The 20,216-nt window shown below is 72.3% G+C and carries 22 protein-coding genes; 11 read left to right on the top strand and 11 right to left on the bottom strand.

Going from position 1 to position 20,216, the window contains the following annotated elements; translation table 11 throughout:
* The first annotated feature begins 236 nt into the window (after positions 1 to 236).
* Positions 237 to 515 (top strand): hypothetical protein, encoded by a 279-nt coding sequence (locus ACZ6JT_RS21210; protein WP_469211796.1) that lies wholly within the window; start codon positions 237 to 239, stop codon positions 513 to 515.
* Positions 516 to 583: 68 nt separating this feature from the next.
* Here ACZ6JT_RS21210 and ACZ6JT_RS21215 read toward each other — a convergent pair whose 3' ends face one another.
* Entirely contained in the window at positions 584 to 868 is a 285-nt protein-coding gene (locus ACZ6JT_RS21215; protein ID WP_469211798.1) for a hypothetical protein, read from the bottom strand.
* Between the two features lie 195 nt (positions 869 to 1,063).
* Between ACZ6JT_RS21215 and ACZ6JT_RS21220 the strand changes: the two genes are divergently transcribed.
* Together ACZ6JT_RS21220 and ACZ6JT_RS21225 are read left to right on the top strand one after the other, a co-directional pair.
* On the top strand, positions 1,064 to 1,534 hold the full coding sequence (locus ACZ6JT_RS21220; RefSeq protein WP_469211800.1) for a DIP1984 family protein: 471 nt from the start codon (positions 1,064 to 1,066) through the stop codon (positions 1,532 to 1,534).
* Between the two features lie 316 nt (positions 1,535 to 1,850).
* Positions 1,851 to 2,087: a hypothetical protein gene (locus ACZ6JT_RS21225; RefSeq protein ID WP_469211801.1), complete on the top strand. Its 237-nt coding sequence runs from the start codon at positions 1,851 to 1,853 to the stop codon at positions 2,085 to 2,087.
* Positions 2,088 to 2,156: 69 nt separating this feature from the next.
* Here the strand turns inward: ACZ6JT_RS21225 and ACZ6JT_RS21230 are convergent, their stop codons facing one another.
* On the bottom strand, positions 2,157 to 2,360 hold the full coding sequence (locus ACZ6JT_RS21230; RefSeq protein ID WP_469211803.1) for a cold-shock protein: 204 nt from the start codon (positions 2,358 to 2,360) through the stop codon (positions 2,157 to 2,159).
* Positions 2,361 to 2,676: 316 nt separating this feature from the next.
* On the opposite strand from ACZ6JT_RS21230, the gene ACZ6JT_RS21235 reads away from it, so the two are divergent.
* Entirely contained in the window at positions 2,677 to 3,795 is a 1,119-nt protein-coding gene (locus ACZ6JT_RS21235; RefSeq protein WP_469211805.1) for an alpha/beta hydrolase, read from the top strand.
* Between the two features lie 18 nt (positions 3,796 to 3,813).
* Here ACZ6JT_RS21235 and ACZ6JT_RS21240 read toward each other — a convergent pair whose 3' ends face one another.
* Positions 3,814 to 3,939 carry a hypothetical protein gene (locus ACZ6JT_RS21240; RefSeq protein WP_469211807.1) on the bottom strand — a complete coding sequence of 42 codons (126 nt, stop codon included), beginning with the start codon at positions 3,937 to 3,939 and terminating at the stop codon, positions 3,814 to 3,816.
* Between the two features lie 132 nt (positions 3,940 to 4,071).
* On the opposite strand from ACZ6JT_RS21240, the gene ACZ6JT_RS21245 reads away from it, so the two are divergent.
* Together ACZ6JT_RS21245 and ACZ6JT_RS21250 are read left to right on the top strand one after the other, a co-directional pair.
* Positions 4,072 to 4,587, top strand: coding sequence for an SRPBCC family protein (locus ACZ6JT_RS21245; RefSeq protein ID WP_469211809.1), 516 nt, complete (start codon positions 4,072 to 4,074; stop codon positions 4,585 to 4,587).
* A gap of 107 nt (positions 4,588 to 4,694) precedes the next feature.
* Positions 4,695 to 5,282 (top strand): hypothetical protein, encoded by a 588-nt coding sequence (locus tag ACZ6JT_RS21250; RefSeq protein ID WP_469211811.1) that lies wholly within the window; start codon positions 4,695 to 4,697, stop codon positions 5,280 to 5,282.
* A 276-nt stretch (positions 5,283 to 5,558) separates the two neighbouring features.
* Here ACZ6JT_RS21250 and ACZ6JT_RS21255 read toward each other — a convergent pair whose 3' ends face one another.
* Positions 5,559 to 6,536 carry a helix-turn-helix transcriptional regulator gene (locus ACZ6JT_RS21255; RefSeq protein WP_469211812.1) on the bottom strand — a complete coding sequence of 326 codons (978 nt, stop codon included), beginning with the start codon at positions 6,534 to 6,536 and terminating at the stop codon, positions 5,559 to 5,561.
* Between the two features lie 157 nt (positions 6,537 to 6,693).
* Between ACZ6JT_RS21255 and ACZ6JT_RS21260 the strand changes: the two genes are divergently transcribed.
* Positions 6,694 to 7,089, top strand: a complete 396-nt coding sequence (locus tag ACZ6JT_RS21260) for a RidA family protein (RefSeq protein WP_469212548.1) — start codon at positions 6,694 to 6,696, stop codon at positions 7,087 to 7,089.
* A gap of 161 nt (positions 7,090 to 7,250) precedes the next feature.
* Here ACZ6JT_RS21260 and ACZ6JT_RS21265 read toward each other — a convergent pair whose 3' ends face one another.
* Complete coding sequence (locus tag ACZ6JT_RS21265; RefSeq protein WP_469211814.1) at positions 7,251 to 8,177, bottom strand: LysR family transcriptional regulator; 927 nt, start codon at positions 8,175 to 8,177, stop codon at positions 7,251 to 7,253.
* A gap of 70 nt (positions 8,178 to 8,247) precedes the next feature.
* Here ACZ6JT_RS21265 and ACZ6JT_RS21270 point away from each other — a divergent pair, with 70 nt between their 5' ends.
* Both ACZ6JT_RS21270 and ACZ6JT_RS21275 read left to right on the top strand, forming a co-directional pair.
* The gene (locus ACZ6JT_RS21270) at positions 8,248 to 9,186 is read left to right on the top strand and encodes an NAD-dependent epimerase/dehydratase family protein (RefSeq protein WP_469211816.1); all 939 of its coding nucleotides are present in this window, start codon (positions 8,248 to 8,250) and stop codon (positions 9,184 to 9,186) included.
* Positions 9,187 to 9,200: 14 nt separating this feature from the next.
* Positions 9,201 to 10,148: an aldo/keto reductase gene (locus tag ACZ6JT_RS21275; protein WP_469211818.1), complete on the top strand. Its 948-nt coding sequence runs from the start codon at positions 9,201 to 9,203 to the stop codon at positions 10,146 to 10,148.
* A 7-nt stretch (positions 10,149 to 10,155) separates the two neighbouring features.
* Here the strand turns inward: ACZ6JT_RS21275 and ACZ6JT_RS21280 are convergent, their stop codons facing one another.
* Positions 10,156 to 11,379, bottom strand: coding sequence for a hypothetical protein (locus tag ACZ6JT_RS21280; protein ID WP_469211820.1), 1,224 nt, complete (start codon positions 11,377 to 11,379; stop codon positions 10,156 to 10,158).
* A gap of 146 nt (positions 11,380 to 11,525) precedes the next feature.
* On the opposite strand from ACZ6JT_RS21280, the gene ACZ6JT_RS21285 reads away from it, so the two are divergent.
* Positions 11,526 to 12,368: a hypothetical protein gene (locus ACZ6JT_RS21285; RefSeq protein ID WP_469211822.1), complete on the top strand. Its 843-nt coding sequence runs from the start codon at positions 11,526 to 11,528 to the stop codon at positions 12,366 to 12,368.
* A 24-nt stretch (positions 12,369 to 12,392) separates the two neighbouring features.
* Here the strand turns inward: ACZ6JT_RS21285 and ACZ6JT_RS21290 are convergent, their stop codons facing one another.
* Entirely contained in the window at positions 12,393 to 13,172 is a 780-nt protein-coding gene (locus tag ACZ6JT_RS21290) for an NAD(P)H-dependent oxidoreductase (RefSeq protein ID WP_469211824.1), read from the bottom strand.
* Between the two features lie 146 nt (positions 13,173 to 13,318).
* On the opposite strand from ACZ6JT_RS21290, the gene ACZ6JT_RS21295 reads away from it, so the two are divergent.
* On the top strand, positions 13,319 to 14,167 hold the full coding sequence (locus tag ACZ6JT_RS21295) for a helix-turn-helix transcriptional regulator (protein ID WP_469211826.1): 849 nt from the start codon (positions 13,319 to 13,321) through the stop codon (positions 14,165 to 14,167).
* A 220-nt stretch (positions 14,168 to 14,387) separates the two neighbouring features.
* Here the strand turns inward: ACZ6JT_RS21295 and ACZ6JT_RS21300 are convergent, their stop codons facing one another.
* The 4 genes from ACZ6JT_RS21300 to ACZ6JT_RS21315 form a co-directional block, all read right to left on the bottom strand.
* Entirely contained in the window at positions 14,388 to 15,269 is an 882-nt protein-coding gene (locus ACZ6JT_RS21300; protein ID WP_469212550.1) for an ABC transporter substrate-binding protein, read from the bottom strand.
* A gap of 110 nt (positions 15,270 to 15,379) precedes the next feature.
* On the bottom strand, positions 15,380 to 17,266 hold the full coding sequence (locus tag ACZ6JT_RS21305) for an ABC transporter permease subunit (protein WP_469212551.1): 1,887 nt from the start codon (positions 17,264 to 17,266) through the stop codon (positions 15,380 to 15,382).
* A 274-nt stretch (positions 17,267 to 17,540) separates the two neighbouring features.
* Entirely contained in the window at positions 17,541 to 18,641 is a 1,101-nt protein-coding gene (locus ACZ6JT_RS21310) for a quaternary amine ABC transporter ATP-binding protein (RefSeq protein WP_469211828.1), read from the bottom strand.
* Positions 18,638 to 20,203 carry a GMC family oxidoreductase gene (locus ACZ6JT_RS21315; RefSeq protein WP_469211830.1) on the bottom strand — a complete coding sequence of 522 codons (1,566 nt, stop codon included), beginning with the start codon at positions 20,201 to 20,203 and terminating at the stop codon, positions 18,638 to 18,640. The genes ACZ6JT_RS21310 and ACZ6JT_RS21315 overlap by 4 nt, the downstream gene beginning before the upstream one ends.
* Between the last annotated feature and the right edge of the window lie 13 nt (positions 20,204 to 20,216).

Below are 20,216 nucleotides of genomic sequence, written 5' to 3' on the forward strand. Positions count from 1 at the left end.
GGTGAGGGGGGGGTCTTTGTGGGGGAAATGGAAAAGGCCCTCTGAGTCTTCCCTCCTTCCCCCCCCCCCCCCCCCCCCCCCCCCTCTGTTTTTCCCCCCCCCCCCCCCCCCCCCCCGCTCCTGGCGGTGCTCGGCGGGCGGGTCGGGGAACGGCGGCCATATCGAGGGGCCGTTGTCAGTGCCACCTGAGAGCATCACCCGTGGCCGGATGGCCGACCACGACGGGGGGAACGGGCATGGACGGCGAGAACACGTACACGTGGCCGCGCGGGGCGGCCGCATCGGCCATGACACAGCTCGAGGAGTGGCTGGCCGAGCGCGGCTGGGAGGTCGACCCGACGGTCTACATGGCCGGTGCCGGTGGCGCCGCCGTCCAAGTACGGCGCGTCGGGGCGGCCTGGGGCGACAGCGAGGGCGGCCTGCTGATCCTGCCCGCGGAAACCGTGCTGTGGGACGGGACCCGCATGCGGATCGCACCCCGAACGGCCGCGCCCGCCCGGTGCCCGGCCTCGTAGACGCCGCAACAGGGGGGCCGGGGCTTCCCTGGCCCCTCGGCGGGACCAGTGGTCGCCTCCGGATGCCGCTACGCGGAGGCGACGACCTCGCCCGCCGTGACCTGCGGCGGGTTGGGGAGGAGCGAAGCGAGGTGCTCCCGTACGAAGTCCGCCGCCCTCTCGATCGATTCGTCGGCGCCCGCACGGTCCTGGAACACGCTGGTCGACACCATCACCCCCTGGCCGGCATCGACCCAGTAGTAGGCCACGAATCCGGGGACTTGGCGCATGATCGGCACGAACCCCTCGTCGACGAGGCGTCCGGCCTCGGCCGGGTCGGTGACGCCTTCGTACCTTCGGACTGCTGCGTACATGGCTGGTCTCCTCCAGGTGCCCGGCGTCGTCGCCGCGAAGATGACCTACCCCGCCCACCCCGTGCCCGCCCCGCGAGACCCCACCCTTCACCGGAAGAGCCTCCCCCGGTCATACGAACGGTCGGTGTGCCCGGAGTAGGGTGATCGGCGCAGCGGTACCACACGACGAACAGCGCCAAGGGATGGAACACCACGATGAAGCTCGGCGAAGCACTGGCGAATCGCGCCGAGGCGGCTCGCCGCGTCGAACAGCTGCGGGCCCGCATCGTGGCAAACGCCCGCCACCAGGAGGGCGAGACCCCCGCCGAAGACCCGGCCGTGCTGCTCGCCGAGGTCACCGAGACCCTCGACGACCTGGAGTCCCTGATCCGGCGCATCAACCGGACCAACGCCACCGTCGACATGGGCGCCGACGGCACCCTCACCGACGCCCTCGCCCGCCGCGACACCCTGCGCCTGCGCCACTCCGTGCTCACCTCGGCGGCCGACGCCGCGGCCGGCAGCGGGGAACGAGGCCACGGCCGTCAGCTGCGCTCCGAGTTGATGGTGCTCCCCGCGCTGCCCGTCGCCGACCTGCGCGCTCGCGCCGACGACGCCGCCCGCGAGATCCGTGAGATCGACGTGCGCATCCAGCGCACCAACTGGGAGGCCGACCTCCTGGACTGAGACCCGCGATGTGGAGCAGGTAGTCACACCGGAGGCGTGCACGACCGAGGGCCGGCGGTTACCGGCCCGGCTGGCGCGCGGAGAGCAGCGCATCGGGTTCGACTCCCGAGATGACAGTGCAGCTCAGCAGCGTGACGAGTCACAGCGCATCGCGCACATCTCATCACCAGGTGCAGATCCGATCGTGACGAGGGCGGGTTCGGGGCATCCACATCGCAGGACGTCGCCCGGGCCGGGGGTTCAGGCTCCCGGCCCGGGGCCGACCGTGGGATCCGGGGTGACCGGCGATGCGGTAGCGCGTTGTTCCGGCATGGAGATGGACGAAGAAGACTTCCTCGGGGTGCTCGTGGACGCCGTCACGGACACCCGCCTGAAGCTGCTCACCGGGGACGAGGCGCGAGCGGTCGTGATGCTCCTCGGCGCCCTCGAGGAAGAGACCCGCTCCGAAGAGGTGCGCCGGGCCGCCGAAGAGATGCGCTGCCGTCTGGGGTCCCGCCTCGCTCTGCCCGCGGCCCTCCCTCTGCCCGCGGTCCCCGAAGCGGCCGCATGGTGATGCGGAGGCCCTGCCCCCGCACGAGAGAAGGGGCCCGGCATGGCCGGGCCCCGTACGCGTGTACGTCCGTCAGCCGCGAATGATGTTCTCGGCCTGGGGGCCCTTCTGGCCCTGGGCGACGTCGAAGGTGACCTGCTCACCTTCGGTCAGCTCGCGGTATCCGTTGCCGGAGATGTTGGAGTAGTGGGCGAAGACGTCCGGGCCGCCGCCGTCCTGGGCGATGAACCCGAAGCCCTTCTCGGCGTTGAACCACTTCACGGTGCCGCTGGCCATGCTGCTTGTCCTTCGATAACGCCGGGGGTCCCGGCTGGTCCGTGTTCGGGCCCCGTCCGTCGCCGGAAGGTGCCCGGCGTCCGTTCTACCCGTCGACGGGGCAACCATCCGACTTTTGCGCCCAGCGCGCCGTGACGGTTTCTTCTTTTTTGCCTTCCCGCAGCGGCCGCGGGCGGCGCTGCGGGGGCACCCATTTGAAACCTAAACGACATTTACTGCATATTTTTGCAACCCGGGAGTCGTGAAGCGCATCCAAAGAGGAGGACCCACCCGTTCTGCCCACCCGAGGGCAGCCGCCCCGTTCGGAGCAAAGTTCGTGCACGAATACCCGCAGCCGCATGCGCGGCCGCAGCCGCAGCGACCCAGGCGATCCCGCAAGAAGGTGTGGATCGGCTCCGCGGTGGCCGTGGCCCTGCTCGCCGGCGCCGGCGCCGGGTTGATCTCCTGGAAGACGGAATGGTTCGACGGGAACGGAGAGTCCGTCAGCTACGCGAAGCCTCCTGCCGGACCGGACAAGAACGGGGACAAGGGCAAGGAGACCGGCAGCGGAAAGCCGGCCTCGGCCCCGAGCGCGGACCCGGACATATCCCTCCCCGCCGGTCCGTTCACCGACTTCAAGCAGACGGTCAAGCTGGAAGACGGCACCCGCATATCCAAGGCCCGGGTGAAGGGCGCCAAGTCCGGCTTCGACGGCAGCGTCTGGGTGTGGACGCCCAAGGAGTACGACCGACCGGAGTACGCGAAGAGCGCCTTCCCCGTCATGATCGCGCTGCCCGGAGGCAACGGGAACGCCGACAACTACTGGGCGACCATGCCGAAGCTCGGCCTCCAGAAGGCCATCGCCGAGGGCGCGGCCACCGGCAAGAGCCTCCCTTACATCCTGGTCATGCCGATCCTCAACCCGGACAGCAAGTACTACTACGACGGCTCCGACATCCCCGGCCAGGCCAAGATGGGCACCTGGATCGGCGAGGACGTACCCGACCTCGCCCGCGCCAACTTCCGTACCTACAAGTCCCGCGACGGCTGGGCCTTCATGGGCAACTCGTCCGGTGCCTTCGTCGGCCTCAAGCAGCTCCTGCAGCGGCCGGACCGCTTCCGGGCCGTCATCGCCAACGGCGGCGAGATCGTCCCGGACTCCCCGCTCTGGAAGGGCCACCAGGCGGAAATGGACGCGAACAACCCCGAGAAGCTCGCCCCGAAGCTGATCAACGCCCAGGGCCCCGAGGTGAACGTCCTCTTCCAGTACGGCACCAAGGAGGGCGGCCGCGATCGGATGGAGAAGTTCCAGCAGCAGTTCGGGAAGGGCCCGGTCAAGGTGACGATCCACGAGATCCAGGGCGGCGACCACAACGGCTGGGACTACGTCCGAGGCATGCAGGAAGGCCCCCTGGAAGAGCTCAGCAAGCTGATGAAGGGCCCCAAGCCGCAGTAGGAGGGCGCGGCGCGGGCTTCAGCGGGCCTGCGCCGACCGTGTCCGGTGCCGGGCGGGGGCGCAGTAGTCGCGGAGGGTGATGTTCTCCGCGGCCTTGCGGGCGATCCTGGCGGCCATGGCCATGACCCAACCGTCGCCGCTCACCGCACGCTCACCGCGGACTCACCGGACACCTCGACCGTGTCGGCGCGGGGCCCGTGAGGGGGCTCCGTGGCGGGGGCCCTGGGGGTGGGCGGGGCGGCGAGCGCTACCGTCATGGTCCGAGGAGGGAGCCACATGCCCCGTACGTTCAGCGTTTGCGACACCATCATCGTCGCGGCCGACCCGTCGACGGTCTACCAGCACGTTTCCGACCCCGCTCTCATGGGCCGCTGGAGCCCGGAGAACCTGGGCGCGACCCCCGCCGAGGGACCCGGCACCGCGACAAGGGTCGGCATGGTCTTCGACGGTCGCAACAAGCGCGGTGCGTTCCGCTGGACGACCCGCTGCACGGTGACGGCCGCCGAACCGGACGAGGTCTTCCGGTTCAAGGTCCACGCCATAGGCCTGCGCCGCCCGTGGCTGCGCGGCCCGATCGCCACCTGGGAGTACCGTTTCACCGCCGTACCCGAGGGCACCGAGGTGACGGAGACCTGGACCGATGACCGGCGCGGCTGGCCCGACCCGGTGGCCAACACGTTCGACAGGATCGCGACGCGCGGGCACACCTTCGCCGAGTTCCAGCGCAAGAACATCCGAGCCACCCTGCGCAACCTGAAGGCGGCGATGGAGGCACACCCCGCCGCCCCCTAGGCACTGGACGGGTGGGAAGTCGACCGGGCTCGGTGCGTGGCGGAGGGTTGAGCCGGTCGGCCCCGAGTGGGTCTCGCACCCGACCACTTCGAGAGGTGAGCCCGTCCATGCCCGCGCCGCACAGCGAGTCCGTGTCCGTCCGTCCTGACCCGCGCCGCCTCCTGGTCTCTGCCGTCCCCGCCGTTCTCGTGGCGCTCACGCAAGGTCTCACCAGCGAGGGCAGGGTGCTGCCGAGGCCGGTCTGGCTGGTCCTCGGGGCGGCGTCCGTTGTCTTTCCCTTCGCCCTGTACTGGCTTCTCGCCGTCTCGGTGGCGGACGGATACGTCGCCGTGCGCCGGGGCCCCACGCCCCGGCGGCTCCTGCTGACCGACCTCGACAGCGTCGAGGTGACGCAGATGGGGCGTCTCGGGCCTGTGGTCCGCTGTCGTCAGGCAGGCGAACCGGAGCTCAAGGTCTCGCTGACCATGATGAGGCCGGCCGACCAACGGCTGGTGATCGAGGCCATCCGCGCCGGCGTCCGGCCGGGTGTCCTACGAGGCCGCGCTGCCCTGCGGACCCTGCCGAGACGCCGTAGACCACCTGCGCGGCAGGCAGCCGCCGGTCCGGCCGAGGCACGGGGCATCGGCCGGACCGGGCTGCGGATGGTCCGGCTCTCCGGTGGCGGTCACGCGAGCCAGAGCGAGCTGCGCCGATGACGTGCCGGCGGTATGTCCACCGTGTCCGCGGCATCGAGTGCGAGTTCGTCGCCCGTGGAACGCACCAGCCGCAGAAGGGTCCCCACTTGGGCGCGCAGCCGCTGGCGCGCCCGGCGTTCCTCCTGCGCCGACCACCGGGCGACGGACCGGTCCTGCTGGTGTCGGGGCTCCGTTCGCGGCGACCGCCGGGTACTTCCCGGCGGGCTACCTGAAGCCCGTCGGCCCTGTCGCACGTTCGTTGTCCATGCGCGCAACCCTACCGATGGGTCCCCCGGGTCAGGGTGAGGCCTCGTAGCGGGCGGCCATCGCCGCGGCGCGGTCGCGCAGGGAGGTGCGCAGCGACTGCGGGGCCAGGGCCTCCGCGTCCGTGCCGAGCTGCCACAGCGCCCAGTCTGCGTGCCGGAAGTCCTGGAAGGTCACCTCCAGCCGCAGCCGGCCGTCTGCGTCGGGTTCCTCCGCGCGGACGGCCAGCGCCGTGTCCATCAGCTCCTCCCGCCGCGCCGGATTCATCCGTACCAGCACGGTGATGTGGTCACCGCCGGAGAGGAACCGCGCGGAGCGCTCCTGCCAGATCCGGTCCAGATCGACCCGGTTCGGTCGTTGTGCCGGTTCGGGCAGTTCCTCGGCGGCCAGCACCCGCGACAGCCGGTAGGTACGGTCCTCACCGGATCTCGTGGCCAGCAGGTAGCCCCGGTCCCGTACGGTGACCAGGCCGATCGGGTCCACCGTGCGCCACTGCGGCGCCCGGCCGGCGGCCGCGTAGTGGATGCGCAGCTTGTGTCCGGCGAGCACCGCTCGCCTGACCTCGACCATCGTCGTGCCGGGTACCTCCTCGGTGACCGGCCGGCGGCGCGAGAGCAGGTCGGCCTCGGGGTCGACGAGGAACCGCTGGGCCGCGTCGTTCGCGGAGGTCCGGTGGCCTTCGGGGAGCGCGTCGACCACCTTCCGCAGGGCCGAGGCGAGCGCAGGGCCGAGTCCGAAGACCTGTTCGCCGCGCCCCGCTCCGGCGGTCAGCAAGGCGAGGGCCTCGTCGTGGTTCAGTCCGGCGAGCCTGGTCTGGAAACCGGGCAACAGCGCGAAACCGCCGTGCCTGCCGCGCTCGGCGTAGACCGGGACACCGGCCGCGGACAGCGCGTCGATGTCGCGCAGCACGGTACGGGTGGACACGTCCAGCTCGCGAGCCAGTGCGTCCGCCGTCAGCCGACCGCGTTGGCGCAGGAGCAGCACCAGGGAGACCAGCCTGTCGGCACGCATACGAGAACGTTAGGGCAATACATGACGGAGGGTGTCGTGCTTTGTTGCGAGGCTCGTTGACGCGACGTCGAAGCCGGCCGTCCCGGCGGCGGATGGGCGTGCGTACCGCCGATGCATCGCATCGCATCGAATCGAATGAAATGGAGCTGATGTGGCAGTGGAGCGAACAGCGGTCAACCCGGTGGCGTGGTCGGAGGAACTGGGTTTCAACCAGGGCGAACTCGTCTCCGGGCACACCCGGACCCTGTACGTCTCGGGGCAGACCGCGATGAGCGCCGACGGCAAGCCCCAGCACGACGGTGACATGGCCGCGCAGTTGGCGCTGAGCATGGACAACCTGGAGGCCGTGCTCGGCGCGGCCGGCATGTCCCTCGCGAACCTCGTACGGTTGAGCGTCTACACGACCGATGTCGATGGGCTCTTCCGGCACTACGGCGTGCTGGCCGGGCGGTTGGGTGCCGCCGGGGTGGCGCCGACCTCCACGATGCTCGGGGTGACGCGACTGGCGATACCCGGCCAGCTGGTCGAGCTCGAAGGGACCGCCGTCGCGTAGGGCGACGACGCCGCCGCTGCTCCTCGTGCCGGTCCCGCCCGGCACGAGGAGCAGGGCGGCCCCGCTGCGCGGCGGTGCGTGTCCTGGCGCCGGCGCGGCCGCGGGGTCAGGAAGGCGGGCATGCGGAGGCCACCTGGGCGTGTTCGGTGGTCGGGGCCGGGTCAGGTCCCCTCGTGGTGTTGCAGCGCCTGCTCGCGCAGGGCGTGGACGAGCGCCGTGACGTAGGGTCGGTCGCCACGCGTGAGCGCGGCGACGCCGATGTGCCGGATCGGACCCGGCGACGTGATCGGGACGGTGCGCAGGCCCGGGATTTCGGGGGCGAGCGCGATGGAGGGGATCAGGGAGATCCCCATGCCCGCGGCGACGAGCGAGCGGGCGAAGAAGTAGTCGGTGGTGGTGCCGCGGACGTCCGGGGCGAAGCCGGCGCGCTCGGCGTAGCGGCGCAGGTACGCCTCGGTCTTCAGGCAGCCGAGCACCCAGGGTTCGGCTGCGAGCTCGGCGAGGTCGAGCGCCTCGCGGTGGGCGAGTCGATGGCCTTCCGGCAGGACGACGTGCAGGGGGTCTTCCAGGAGCGGCGTCCACTCCAGGCCGGTGCCGGGGCCCGGACCGACGGGGCCCGGACCGACGGGGAGCGGGCCGTCGAAGTGATAGGCGAGGGCGAGGTCCACGGCGCCCTGGCGGACGAGCGGCAGGGTGTCCTCGGGTTCACCCTCCCTGATGTGGAGGACCGTGTGGGGATGGGTGGCCATGAGCCGGGTGAGGGCGGCGGGCAGCAGGAGCCGGCCGCCGCTGGTGAAGGTGGCGACGGTGAGTTGGGTACGGCCGGTGCTGAGCCGGGCGACCTGCCGGCGTGCGTGCGCGAGCTCCGCGGCGACGGATTCCGCGGCGCCGACCATGATCCGGCCTGCTGGCGTGAGGGTGACGCCGCGGGTGCTGCGGGCGACGACCTGGGCTCCGAGGCTGCGCTCCAGGGCGGCCACGTGCTGCGAGACCGCCGAGGGGGTGAGGCGCAGGGCCGTGGCCGCCTGGTTGAAGCTGCCGTGCTCCGCCACTGCCCGCAGGACGCGGAGCCGTTGCACATCGATCAACAGTTTTCCTTAACACGCATCCAGCAGGTCATGACTTCTGCTGTTGACGATAGGTCTCCAGGATGGGGGCATGCAAAGGATCTGCGTCATCGGTGGAAGCCGGTACTTCGGAAAGCTCCTGGTGAAGCGCCTGCAGGACGCGGGCCACCGGGTCACGGTGATCAACCGCGGCTCCGCCCCGCCACCCGCCGGTGTGGAGCACGTCGTTGTCGACAGGGACGACGAGACCGCCCTGACCGCCGCGCTCGACTCCCGTACCTTCGACGTCGTGGTGGACCAGGTCTGCTACACCCCCGTGCAGGCCGCCATCGCGGCCCGCGTCTTCGCCGGGCGCACCCGGCGCTACGTCATGACCTCCACGATCGAGGTCTACGACCCCGCGACCGCCGCACTGCCCCCGGTGCCGCCCGGCACGCCGGTGCCGGAGGAGAACGTGGACCCGGCCGGCTGGCAGGCCGTCATGGACCTTCCCTGGCACGACGACGCGTACCTGCGGGCGCGCTATGCCGAGGGCAAGCGCCAGGCGGAGGCCGTCTTCGCCCGCGCCGGCGGCTTCGCGTTCGCCAGTGTGCGCAGCGCCCATGTGCTCGGCGGTGGCGCGCGGGAGTTCACCGGCCGGCTGGCGCACTACGTCGGGCGCATCGGCAGGGCTGAAGAGGTCACGGTGCACGCGAAGGCGCTGCCCACGGTCTTCATCCACTACGAGGAGCTCGCGGACCTGCTGCTGTGGGCGGCCACGGCCGACTTCACCGGTCCGGTCAACGCCTGTTCCGACGGTCCGCTCGACGTGCGCGAACTCGGCGCCGTCATCGCCGCGCAGGCCGGACGGGAGCCCGTCTACCGGGTGGTCGCGGCGGGCGAGGAGGCTTCCCCGTTCTCCTTCGACCGCCACTACGCCATGAGCAACGCCCGCGCGAAGGGCCTGGGATTCTCCTTCTCCCACACCGCCGACTGGCTGCCCGGGGCCGTCGCCGAGGCCCTCGACGCCGAGCCGTCACCCACCACCTGAGGAACAGGGAAGCCATGCAGTACCGCACCATCGCCCGCACCGCCGTCAGCGCCATCGGCCTCGGTGCCATGCCGCTGTCCATCGAGCACCGTCCGGACGAGGCGCGGGCCATCGCCACCGTCCACGCCGCCCTCGACGCCGGTGTCACCCTCATCGACACCGCCGACAGCTACCACTGGCACGCCGGCGAGGCGGGCCACAACGAGCTGCTGATCGCCCGCGCCCTGGCCCGCTACGGCGGCGACACCTCCGACGTCCTGGTGGCCACGAAGGGCGGCCGCGGCCGCCCGGGCGACGGGAGCTGGACCGTCACCGCCACGCCCGCCCACCTGAAGCGAGCCGCCGAGGCCTCCGCCAGGCGCCTGGGCGTCGACGCGATCGGCCTGTACCAGCTGCACAAGCCGGACCCGGCCGTGCCGTGGGCGGAGTCCGTCGGTGCGCTGCGCGAGCTGCTCGACGCCGGCACGATCCGCGCCGCGGGGATCTCCAACGTCACGACCGCCCAGATCCGCCAGGCGCACCGGATCCTCGGCGACGGACTCGTCTCCGTACAGAACCGGTATTCGCCCGCCGTCCGCGACAGCGAGCCCGAGCTGCGCCTGAGTACGCGGCTGGGTCTGGCGTTCCTGCCCTGGAGCCCGCTCGGTGGCATCGCCCGCAGCTCCCTCGACGGCCCGTCCGGCCCCACCTCCGTCGGCACCGCCTTCCACCAGGTCGCGGCCGAGCACGGCGTCAGTCCGCAGCAGGTCGCGCTGGCGTGGCTGCTCGCCCGCTCCCCCGCGGTGATCCCGGTGCCGGGAGCCAGCCGCCCGGCCTCCGTCACCGACTCGGCCCGGGCGGTGGAGCTCACGCTGAGCACGGAGGAACTGGCGCGGCTCGAGGACACGGCGCTGCCGGGCCGAGGCGGGCCGGGAGCGCGCATCACCGCCTTCCCCGACCACAAGGCCGCCGGGGCCTCTTGAGCGGGGGTCAGTTCGAGGTGGGGATGTGGCGTTCCGCTGTCACGGTGCGGGCGCGCATCATGTGGTGGATGTCGCCGAGGCGGCCCGCGCCCGGGCTCCGGTGGTTCTTGATGCCGAGGCGGATCTCGTCGAGTACCCGGTGACCACGCTCGTCGCCGCGAAGGGCCAGCCCGGCGGCGGCTTCGAGCCGCGCGTCGAAGTGCGGGTCCGCCAAGTGGGCCGCCAGGAGGGCGCGCAGTTCCGCCGTGTCGACGTGTGACATGGCGAGCCCGCAGAGCGCGGTCACCCGGATATCGGGTACGGGGTCCTCGGCCAGGCGGGCGAGAGCGGTCAGGACGTCCGGGTGGTCGGCCGTGACGAGGAGGCTGTTGTTGGCGAGGGGTGAAGCGACGCAGCGGCGGACACCGGGGGCGGCGTGGCCGGCGTGGACCAGGACGGCCTTCACCTCCTCCGCCGAACAGTAGGAGGTGAAGGCGGCGATGACGCTGCGCAAGGCGTGGGGATCCTGTTCGGCGTCCAGCAACGGCCGGAGGAAGTCGGCCGCCTCCCGCGCGAAAGGCAACTGCCCCTCGTCCTTCCGGTGCAGGTCCGGGTCGTACGGCGAGTCGAGTCCGAAGGCGATGAAGTTCAGCACGCCGAGCCCGAAGCGCCTGCGGTCGCGTGAGGACCGGTCGCTCGCGACGTCGCGCGCCCAGGTGAACACCTCCTGGTCGGCGCGGTATCCCAACTGGAGGAGCGACTCGGACCAGTCGTCGTGGTCCGGGCGGGCGTGTACCAGTGCCCGCGCCATCAGTTCGTCCGGGGAGCGGTGGACGCCGAGTGCGGCCTCCAGGTGGCTCACGATCGCCCGGTGGGCGGGAGGTGGCCCCGGCTCCTCCCCCGCGGCCTCGGACGCGATCCCGGCTTGTGCCACGCGCAGCGCACGACGGTGTGGGCTGTCGGCGCCCATCGGGTCGCCGCTGCGGATCAACAGGGCCAGCAGGACCGGGTATGCGCCGCGGCCGGCCGCCCACGTCACCGGGTCGACACCACCGGCCCACGGGCGGTTCACGTCGACGCCCGCCTCGACGAGTCGCCAGACGACCTCGTCACGCCCGGCGTACGCGGCGGCGGCCAGGAGAGCGACGCCGTCGTCTCCGGTGATCTCCTCGTCCGACACGTCGTCCAGGAGGTCGAAGGCCGTACGGTCGTCGCCGCGCGCGACGGCGGCCAGCAGTGGGGGAAGGTTCACCGGCTGATTGTGCCCACGGGGCGACGCCGGGGCGAAGGCAATTCGGCCGGCCCCACCGGCCTCGACTAAGTACCGGGCCCGGCGGCCCAGGAGGGGCCGGAGGAAGTCGGTCGGCTCCAGCGCATCCGCTGACGTAGCGTTCGGGCATGACCATGCCACCACCCCAGCAACCCCCGGGCCCGTACGGGTCCCCGCAGCCTCCGAACCCGTACGGTGGGCAGTACCCCGCCAGGCAGCCCTCGCCCCACCCGCACCAGCAGCCGTACCCGGGGCAGCAGCCGTACCCGGCGCAGGTCCACCCGCCGCAGCCCTACCCCGGCCAAGGCGCCTGGGGTCAGCCCCCGTCGGGCCCGCCGCGCGGGAACCGCACGGGCGTGGTGATCGGGATCGTCGTGGGCTCGCTGGTGGTGTTCGGCGCCCTCGCGGCGGTCGTGACGGGCGCGGCGGGCGGAGGCGGGTTCCCCGAGGCGAAGTACCGGCTCACCGTTCCCAAGACCGTGCTGGACGGCACGTACACGCTGGTCCAGGACCTGTCGGACACCGAGGGCAGGCAGGCGCTCGAGGGCAGCCGCGACGCGCGGATACGCGATCCGAAGCCGATCGTCGCCCAGTACTCCTCGGATGCCCCGGACCCGGGGAGCGCCCTCGTCATCTCGGGGATGTACGGCCGGTTCAAGGACCCCGCGGGCGCCCGAAAGAAGATGCTGGCCGGTGCGGAGGACGCCGAAGGAGCGTCCCTGGCGGTCCCCGCCCGGGACATCACTCCCGCCGGTTCCGACATCACCGTGTCGTGCGAGGTGCTGACCATGAAGAAGGGCAGCGTCAAGAGCACCCTGCCGATGTGCGCCTGGGCGGACGAGAACACCGGCGCCTCGGTCGGCATCTTCACCCCCGAGATCGCGCAGCAGCAGCCGGGGGCCGTCGACCTCGCCAGGATCGCCGAGCTCACCCTCAAGCTGCGTGCCGAGTCCCGGCAGCCGATCGGCTGACTCCGAGCGGGCGCGCCCCGCCGGTCAGCCGCGCACGTGGAGCCCGAAGCCCGTGCGGCCCGTGGGCTCCAGGCCTTCCTTCAGGTGCAGCGAGGGGATCTCGTAGTCACCGAAGTTCTGCCGCCGGAAAGGGATCGGCTCGGCCGACTCCAGGGTGAGCAGGCGCTGTTCCCAGGCCTTGGCGACGTCCGCGTAGTCCTCGTCGGTCATCTGGTCGGTGCCGTACAGGACGAACGGCGGCAGCGACTCGACGCCCGGGTAGTAGAGGATGCCGTGGTGGATCGGGAACAACAGGTCGTCGATGGGGCCGTTGATCCCGCGAGCGGCGTAGTGCGCCTCCGGGCCGCCGAGGGTCACCGACAGCAGGGCCCGCTTGCCCGCGAGGGTGCCTTCGCCGAAGCGCTCGCCGTACTTGGTGTCGCTGTGCTCGCCGACGCCGTACGCGAACCGGTGGGTGAACACCCGGTCCACCCAGCCCTTGAGGATCGCGGGCATCGAGTACCACCACATCGGGAACTGGAAGATGATCGTGTCGGCCCACAGCAGCTTCTCCTGCTCGCCGAGGACGTCCGCGGTGAGCGTCCCGGCCTCGAAGGCCCGGCCGGAGTCCCGGGCGACCTTCAACGGGCTCGACGCCTGGGGGCCGTAGTCGGCGGCGTCCACGACCGCCTTCCAGTTCATGGCGTACAGGTCGCTCACCCGCACCTCGTGCCCGGCGGTCTCCAACGTGGCGACCGCCAGGTCCTTCAGCGAGCTGTTGAGCGACTGCGGCTCGGGGTGGGCGTGGACGATCAGCGTCTTCACGGGAACTCCTCGGGATCGGATGGATCGGTGCCCTCGATCCTGGCCGCCGCGGCGCCCGCTGTTCAGGGGCGCCGCTTCCGTCGGACCGGAGTTCCTGGTACCGGCAGGACCACCCTCGCGGGCGGCGCCGAGGTCATACTGGGCGCATGGACGATCTTGCGGGCTACCTGCGGACCCGGCGCTCCCGGGTCGACCCCGCGTCCGTCGGCATACCCGCCGACAGCCGCCGCCGGGTCGAGGGGCTGCGCCGCGAGGAGGTCGCGCACCTGTCCGGGGTCAGCGTCGACTACTACGTACGCCTGGAACAGGGCCGCGCGACCCAGCCCTCCGAGCAGGTACTCGACGCCCTCGCCCGCGTCCTCGGCCTCGACGAGACCGAACGCGGCCACCTGCACCGGCTCGCCCGGCAGCGCCGCCGCCCCGCGAGGGCACCGGGCGGGAGGCTCCGGCCGGAGGTGCTGCGCGTCCTCCACCTGGTCACCGGCGCACCCGCGCTGATCGTGGACCACCGCCTGGACGTGCTCGCCGGTAATCGCCTCGCCGGGCTCCTCTACGGCCGCCCGATGCCGGGCCTGAACACCGCCCGGCACATCTTCCTCGAGGAGGCCGAGCGCGGCCTCTACGGGGACTGGGAGCAGTGCACGCTGGACGTGGTCGGGCACCTGCGCCTGGCCGCGGGCAAGTACCCCGACGATCCCCGCCTGGCCTCGCTCATCGGCGAGCTGGCGATGGGCAGCGAACGCTTCCGCCGCCTGTGGGCCCGTGCGGACGTGCGCGCCCGCACCCAGGGACGCAAGCAGTACCGGCATCCGCTGGTCGGGCTGCTGGAACTGCATCACGAGAACTTCGCGCTACCGGACGCATCGGGCATGGAGTTGCTGGTGCTGTCCGCGACTCCCGGGAGCCCCGCCGAGGACGGGCTGCGCCTGCTCTCCGGCCTGGGAGCGGACAGCGGCGACACGCGACCCGCGGTCAACGCTCAGGTCCGCGAGTAGTCCGGCGCCATCGGTTCGGGTGGGGGGCGACCGAGGACTCCGGCGCGGAACGGGACGGTCAGGACCGCGGCGCGTCGTGATGGCGGGTGTACTCGCCCAGAGGCTGGAGGGGTCCATCGAGTCCCTCTTCAGCCGTTACGCCTGAACCGCGCCCCCGCCCCTCGCAGGAGGGGCGGGGGCTCGCGTGGTCACCGCGGGGCGTGATCACTCCGGGGTCCGGTCACCGCACCCAGGGCTTCCACACGTCCTCGTGGCGCTCCACCCACTTCTTCGCCGCCTGCTGCGGCGACAGCTTCTCCTCGGCGATCATCAGGGACACCTCGTTCTGCTGCTCCTTGGACCAGCGGAACTTCTTCAGGAAGGCGGCCGCCTTGCCGCCCGACTCGGCGAAGCGCGTGTTCAGGTACTTCTGGAGCGGTGTCTGCGGGTAGGCGCACGCCACCTTCTGCGGATCGTCCGCGCAGCCCTCGGTGTACTCGGGGAGCTTCACCTCGGTCATCGGGACGCGTTCGAAGAGCCACTGCGGCTCGTACCAGTACGTCAGGAAGGGCTTGTGCTCCTTGGCGAACTGCTTGATCTGGGTGATCTGGGCGGCCTCGGAGCCGGCGAAGACCACTTCGTAGTCCAGGTCCAGGTTCTTCACCAGTGCCTTGTCGTTCGTGACGTAGGACGGGGAGCCGTCCATCAGCTGGCCCTTGCCACGGCTCTCGGGGGTGCGCAGCTGGTCGGCGTACTTGTCGAGGTTCTTCCAGTCGGTGACGTCGGGGTGGGCCTCCGCGAAGTACGTGGGGACGAACCAGCCGATGTGGCCCGTCACTCCGAGATCCCCGCCGGGGGTGATGGTCTTCTTGCCCTCGACGTACCGCTTCTCCTGCTCGGGGTGGCCCCAGTCCTCCAGGATGGCGTCGACGCGGCCCTGGCTGAGGGCGTCCCAGGCGGGCACCTCGTCGACCTGGACGGTGTCCACCCGGTAGCCCAGCTCGTGTTCGAGGAGGTAGGAGGCGACGGCGGTGTTCGCCTGGGCGCCGACCCACGACTGGACGGAGAGGGTGACGGTCTTCGCGCCCTGTGCGGCGGCGTACGGGGAGGTCTGGCGGGTCATGTCGGCGGCCCCGCAGCCGGTGAGGACGGCGAGTCCGGTCACGGCGGCGAGGACGGCCGCGCCGCGGCGGCGGCGCAGGGGGCGCCGGTGGTGTGTGTCGCGCATGTCTGTCAGGCCTCCTTCGCGGGCTGGGTGACACGGTCGAGGAGCAGGCCGAGGCAGACGATCGCGGCGCCGGCCACCAAGCCGGTGGCGAGGTCGCCCTGGGCGAGGCCGAGGACGACGTCGTAGCCGAGCGCACCGCCGCCGACCAGGCCGCCGATGATGACGACGGCGAGGACCAGGACGACCGCCTGGTTCACGGCGAGCAACAACGCGGGCCGCGCCAGGGGCAGTTGGACCTGCCGGAGCACCTGGGAGCGGGTCGCGCCGAGGGAGCGGGCGGATTCCACGACGGTCGGGTCGACCTCGCGCAGGCCCTGGACGGTGATCCGGACGACGGCCGGCAGCGCGTACACCACGGCAGCCGCGGCGGCCGGTGCGCGGCCGACGCCGAACAGCGCGACCACGGGGATGAGGTAGACGAACTGCGGCAGCGTCTGGCAGATGTCGAGCACGGGCCGCAGCAGCCGCTCGGCGCGGGCGCTGCGGGCGGCGCCCACGGCGATCGCGAAGCCCAGGACGAGCGTGACCGCGACGGCGGCGAGGACCTGGGAGAGCGTGTCCAGGGAGGCCTCCCACACGCCGAGCACCCCGACGGCGGCGAGGGCGAGGACCGCGGTGAGCGCGGTACGCCAGGTGCCCGCGAGGAGGGCGAGTGCGCAGGCCACGAGCAGGAGCAGCCACCAGGGGGCGGCCTGGAGGCCGCTGCGCAGCGGGTCGAGGATCCAGCCGGTGAAGCGGGCGGCCCAGTCGGCGGTGCCGCCGACGACGGGTACGCCGGAGTAAAGGTGGTCGGTCATCCAGGCGACTGCGGAGTTCACCGGTTCGGCCACGGAGACGGTCCAGGACTCGGGCCACACGGTGGTGCCGGCCATCCGGCCGACGATGGCGACGGCGACCGCCGCGAGGAGGGTCAGAAGGCGGCCGTACCAGCCGGAGAACACCCGCCGCAGCAGGTGCTGTTCGCCCAGCGGTACGGGGTCGGCGCCGAGCCGGCGGCCCGCGGCGTCGGCGGTGCGGTCCAGTATGACGGCGAGCAGGACGATCGGGATGCCCGCGGCCAGTGCGGCGCCGACGTCCACGGAGGCGAGGGCCTGGTAGACGCGGTCGCCGAGGCCGCCCGCGCCGATGACGGAGGCGATGACGGCCATGGACAGGCCGGTCATGATGGCCTGGTTGACGCCGAGCAGGAGCTGGCGGCGCGCGAGCGGGAGCCGGGCGGTGAGCAGTCGCTGGCGGCCGGTGGCGCCGAGCGAGGCGGAGGCTTCCATGACGCCGGCGTCGGCCTCGCGCAGGCCGAGGGCGGTGAGGCGGGCCATGGGCGGGGCGGCGTAGACGACGGTGGCGAGGACGGCGGCGGGCACGCCGATGCCGAAGACCAGCACCATCGGCAGCAGGTACGCGAAGGCCGGCAGGATCTGCATGGTGTCGAGCACGGGGCGCAGGACGCGGTCCGCGCGGCGGGACAGGCCCGCGGCGAGGCCCAGCAGGGCGCCCAGTACGACGGAGGCGGCGACGGCGACGACCATCAGCGCGAGGGTCTGCATGGTCGGCACCCACATGCCGAGCAGTCCGCAGGCGGCGAAGGCGGCGGCGCAGGTCGCGGCGAGCCGGATGCCGGCGAGGCGCCAGGCGACCAGCGCGGCCAGGGCGGTGACTCCGGTCCAGCCGGCGGCCAGCAGGAGTACGTAGACGGCGCGGACGCACACCACGACGGCGTTGCTGACGTGGCCGAAGAAGTAGAGGAACAGCGGGTGGCTGTCGCGGTGGTCGATGATCCAGTCGCCGGCGCGGCCGAGCGGGCCGGAGAGGTCCACGGCCAGGGCGGAGGGCCAGCCGCCGGCGCCCGGGAAGGCCAGGGCGAGCGGGATCAGCAGGGCGGCGGCGACGGTCATCGGGATGAGGAAGGCGCGGCCCGCGGCGAGGCCGCGCGGGCCTCTGCGGGGGCGGTCCTGCGCAGCGGCCGCGGTGTGGGTGCGCGCCGGGCCGCGGGCTCGTCCGCCGGCTCGACCGCTGGCCGGCGCGGCTCCGGAGGACGGGGCGGCTGGGGCGGGGGCACGGGAGCCGGGTATGCGGGCCGGGGTACGGGCTTTCGCGTGGGCCGGGGTCGCGGTCACGCGCACCACCTCCGTGTGTGGGGGACGGGGACCGCGGGACGGGCGGGGCAGGTCACGCCGCCACCCCCCGTCCGGTCGGGGCCGGCAGACCGGCCACGACGGCGAGCAGCCCGGCGTCGTCGACGACGCCCAGGCAGCGGCCGCCGTCGACGACGCGGGCCGGTCCGCCGCTGATGGCGACGGCCTGGATGGCCTCGACGACGGTGGTGGCGGGGGCCAGGGCGGGTCCCTGTTCGGCCTCGCCGGCGGTGGCGGGGCGCATCGCGGTGCGGACGGTGAGCACCTGTTCGCGGGGGACGTCGCGGACGAAGTCCCGTACGTAGTCGTCGGCGGGCGAGCCGACGATCTCCTCGGGCGTGCCGAGCTGGACGATGCGGCCGTCGCGCATCAGCGCGATCCGGTCGCCCAGGCGCAGGGCCTCGGCGAGGTCGTGGGTGATGAAGACCATGGTGCGGCCCTCTTCGTGGTGGAGGCGGGCGACCTCCTCCTGCATCTCGCGCCGGATGAGGGGGTCGAGTGCGCTGAACGGCTCGTCGAAGAGGAGCACTTCGGGGTCGGCGGCGAGGGCGCGGGCCAGGCCGACGCGCTGCTGCTGGCCGCCCGAGAGCTGGCCGGGGCGCCGGTGCTCCAGTCCGTCGAGGCCGACCTTGGCGACGAGCTCGGCGGCCTTGTCCCGGCGGTCGCCGCGGCCGACGCCCTGGATCTCCAGCCCGTACGCGACGTTGTCGAGGACGGTCCGGTGCGGGAGCAGGCCGAAGTGCTGGAAGACCATGGCGGCGCGGTGGCGGCGCAGGGCGCGCAGCCGGGTGGCGTCCATGGCGAGGACGTCCTCGCCGTCGATGGCCAGGCTTCCGGCGGTCGGCTCGATCAGCCGGGTGAGGCAGCGGACGAGGGTGGACTTGCCGGATCCCGACAGGCCCATCACGACGAAGACCTCGCCCTTGCGCACGTCGAAGGTGACGTCGCGGACGGCGGCGGTACAGCCGGTGCGCTCGCGCAGTTCGGCGGCGGGCAGGTCGGCGTCGGCGGAGCCGGGGACCTTCGCGGCGGCCTTGTCGGGGCCGAAGACCTTCCAGAGGCCGTCCACGGAGAAGACGGACGGCGTGTCGGGGCCTGCGGGCGCCGAAAAGGAGGTGGCGGGGGTGGTGTTCATCGGGCACCGCCGTCCCGGGCGAGCAGTTCGGCAGCCTTTTCGCCGACCATGAGCACTCCGATCATCGGGTTGACCGCGGGGATCGTCGGGAAGACGGAGGCGTCCGCGATGCGGATGCCTTCGAGCCCGCGGATCTTCAGGTCCGGGCCGACAACAGCCTCGGGGTCGTCGGCGGCGCCCATCCGGCAGGTGCCGGCCGGGTGGTAGACGGTGTGCGCGACGGAGCGGGCGTAGGCGCTCAGCTCCTCGTCGCCGGTGATCTCCGGGCCGGGGCAGACCTCGCGCCCGAGCCAGCCGGCGAGCGGCTCGGTCGCGGCGATCTTCCGGGCGAGCTTGATGCCGTCCACCAGGGTGCGGCCGTCGTAGTCGTCCTCGTCCGTGAAGTACCGGAAGTCAAGGGCCGGTTTGACCTCGGGGTCCGCGCTGGTCAGGTAGAGGCGGCCGCGGCTGCGGGGCTTGGGGATGTTGGGCGTCATCGACACGCCGTGCGCCGGGCGTTCGTAGCCGATGCGCTCGGGGTTGTCGGTGAAGGGGACCTGGTAGAAGTGGAACATCAGGTCGGGCCCCGGGGATTCGGGGTCGCGCCGGACGAACAGGCCCGCGTCGCTGTCCATCGCCGAGTTCTCCGGTATGGGGCCGTCGGTCTCCCAGACGATCACCGACTCGGGGTGGTCGAGCAGGTTCTCCCCGACGCCGGGCAGGTCGTGCACCGGCGGGATGCCGAGGGCCTCCAGGTCCGCGCGCGGGCCGATGCCCGAGTGCAGCAGCAGCCGCGGGGTGTCCACGGCGCCGGCGCACACCACGACCTCGCGGCGTGCGGTGACCAGGGACTCCGTACCGTCCGAGGAGCGTACGTGGACCCCGCGCGCACGGGTGCCGTCGAGTTCCAGGCGGTAGGCCCAGGTCTCCAGGAGGATCCGGAGGTTGGGGCGTTCGTCCATGACGGGGTGGAGGTAGGCCACCGACGCGGAGGAGCGCTTGTTGTCCTCGGGGTGGTAGGCGAGGTCGAAGAAGCCGGCGCCCTCGTGGAAGGGCTTGCGGTTGAAGCCCTCGACGCGCGGGACGCCCAGGGCGCTCTGCGCGGAGTCGACGAAGTCGCGCGCGATGGCGTTGCGGTCCTTCTCGGCCACCGGGACGATGTTGTTGAGGAGCCGGTCGAAGTACGGGTCCATGGCGGCCGCGTCCCACCCCTCGGCCCCCGCCCCCTCCCACTCGTCCCAGTCGGACGGGAGCGGCTTGAAGGCGATCAGGGTGTTGTGCGAGGAGCAGCCGCCGAGGACGCGGGCGCGGCTGTGGCGGATGTGCGAGTTGCCGCGCGGCTGTTCGGTGGTGGGGTAGTCGTAGTCGAGCTCGCCGCCGAGCAGGCCCATCCAGCGGCGCAGGGTGAGCACGTCGGGGCGGTCGACGTCGCTGGGCCCGCCCTCGATGACGGCGACGGTGACGTCCGGGTCCTCGGTGAGGCGGGAGGCGATCACGGAACCGGCGGTGCCGCCGCCGACGACGACGTAGTCGTACTCCTGCTCCTGCTCCGCGGGAGTGGGGGTGTGCGTGGGGGTGGTCATGGCGGTGCTCCTC

The sequence above is a fragment of the Streptomyces sp. NPDC046308 genome (genome assembly GCF_055588065.1).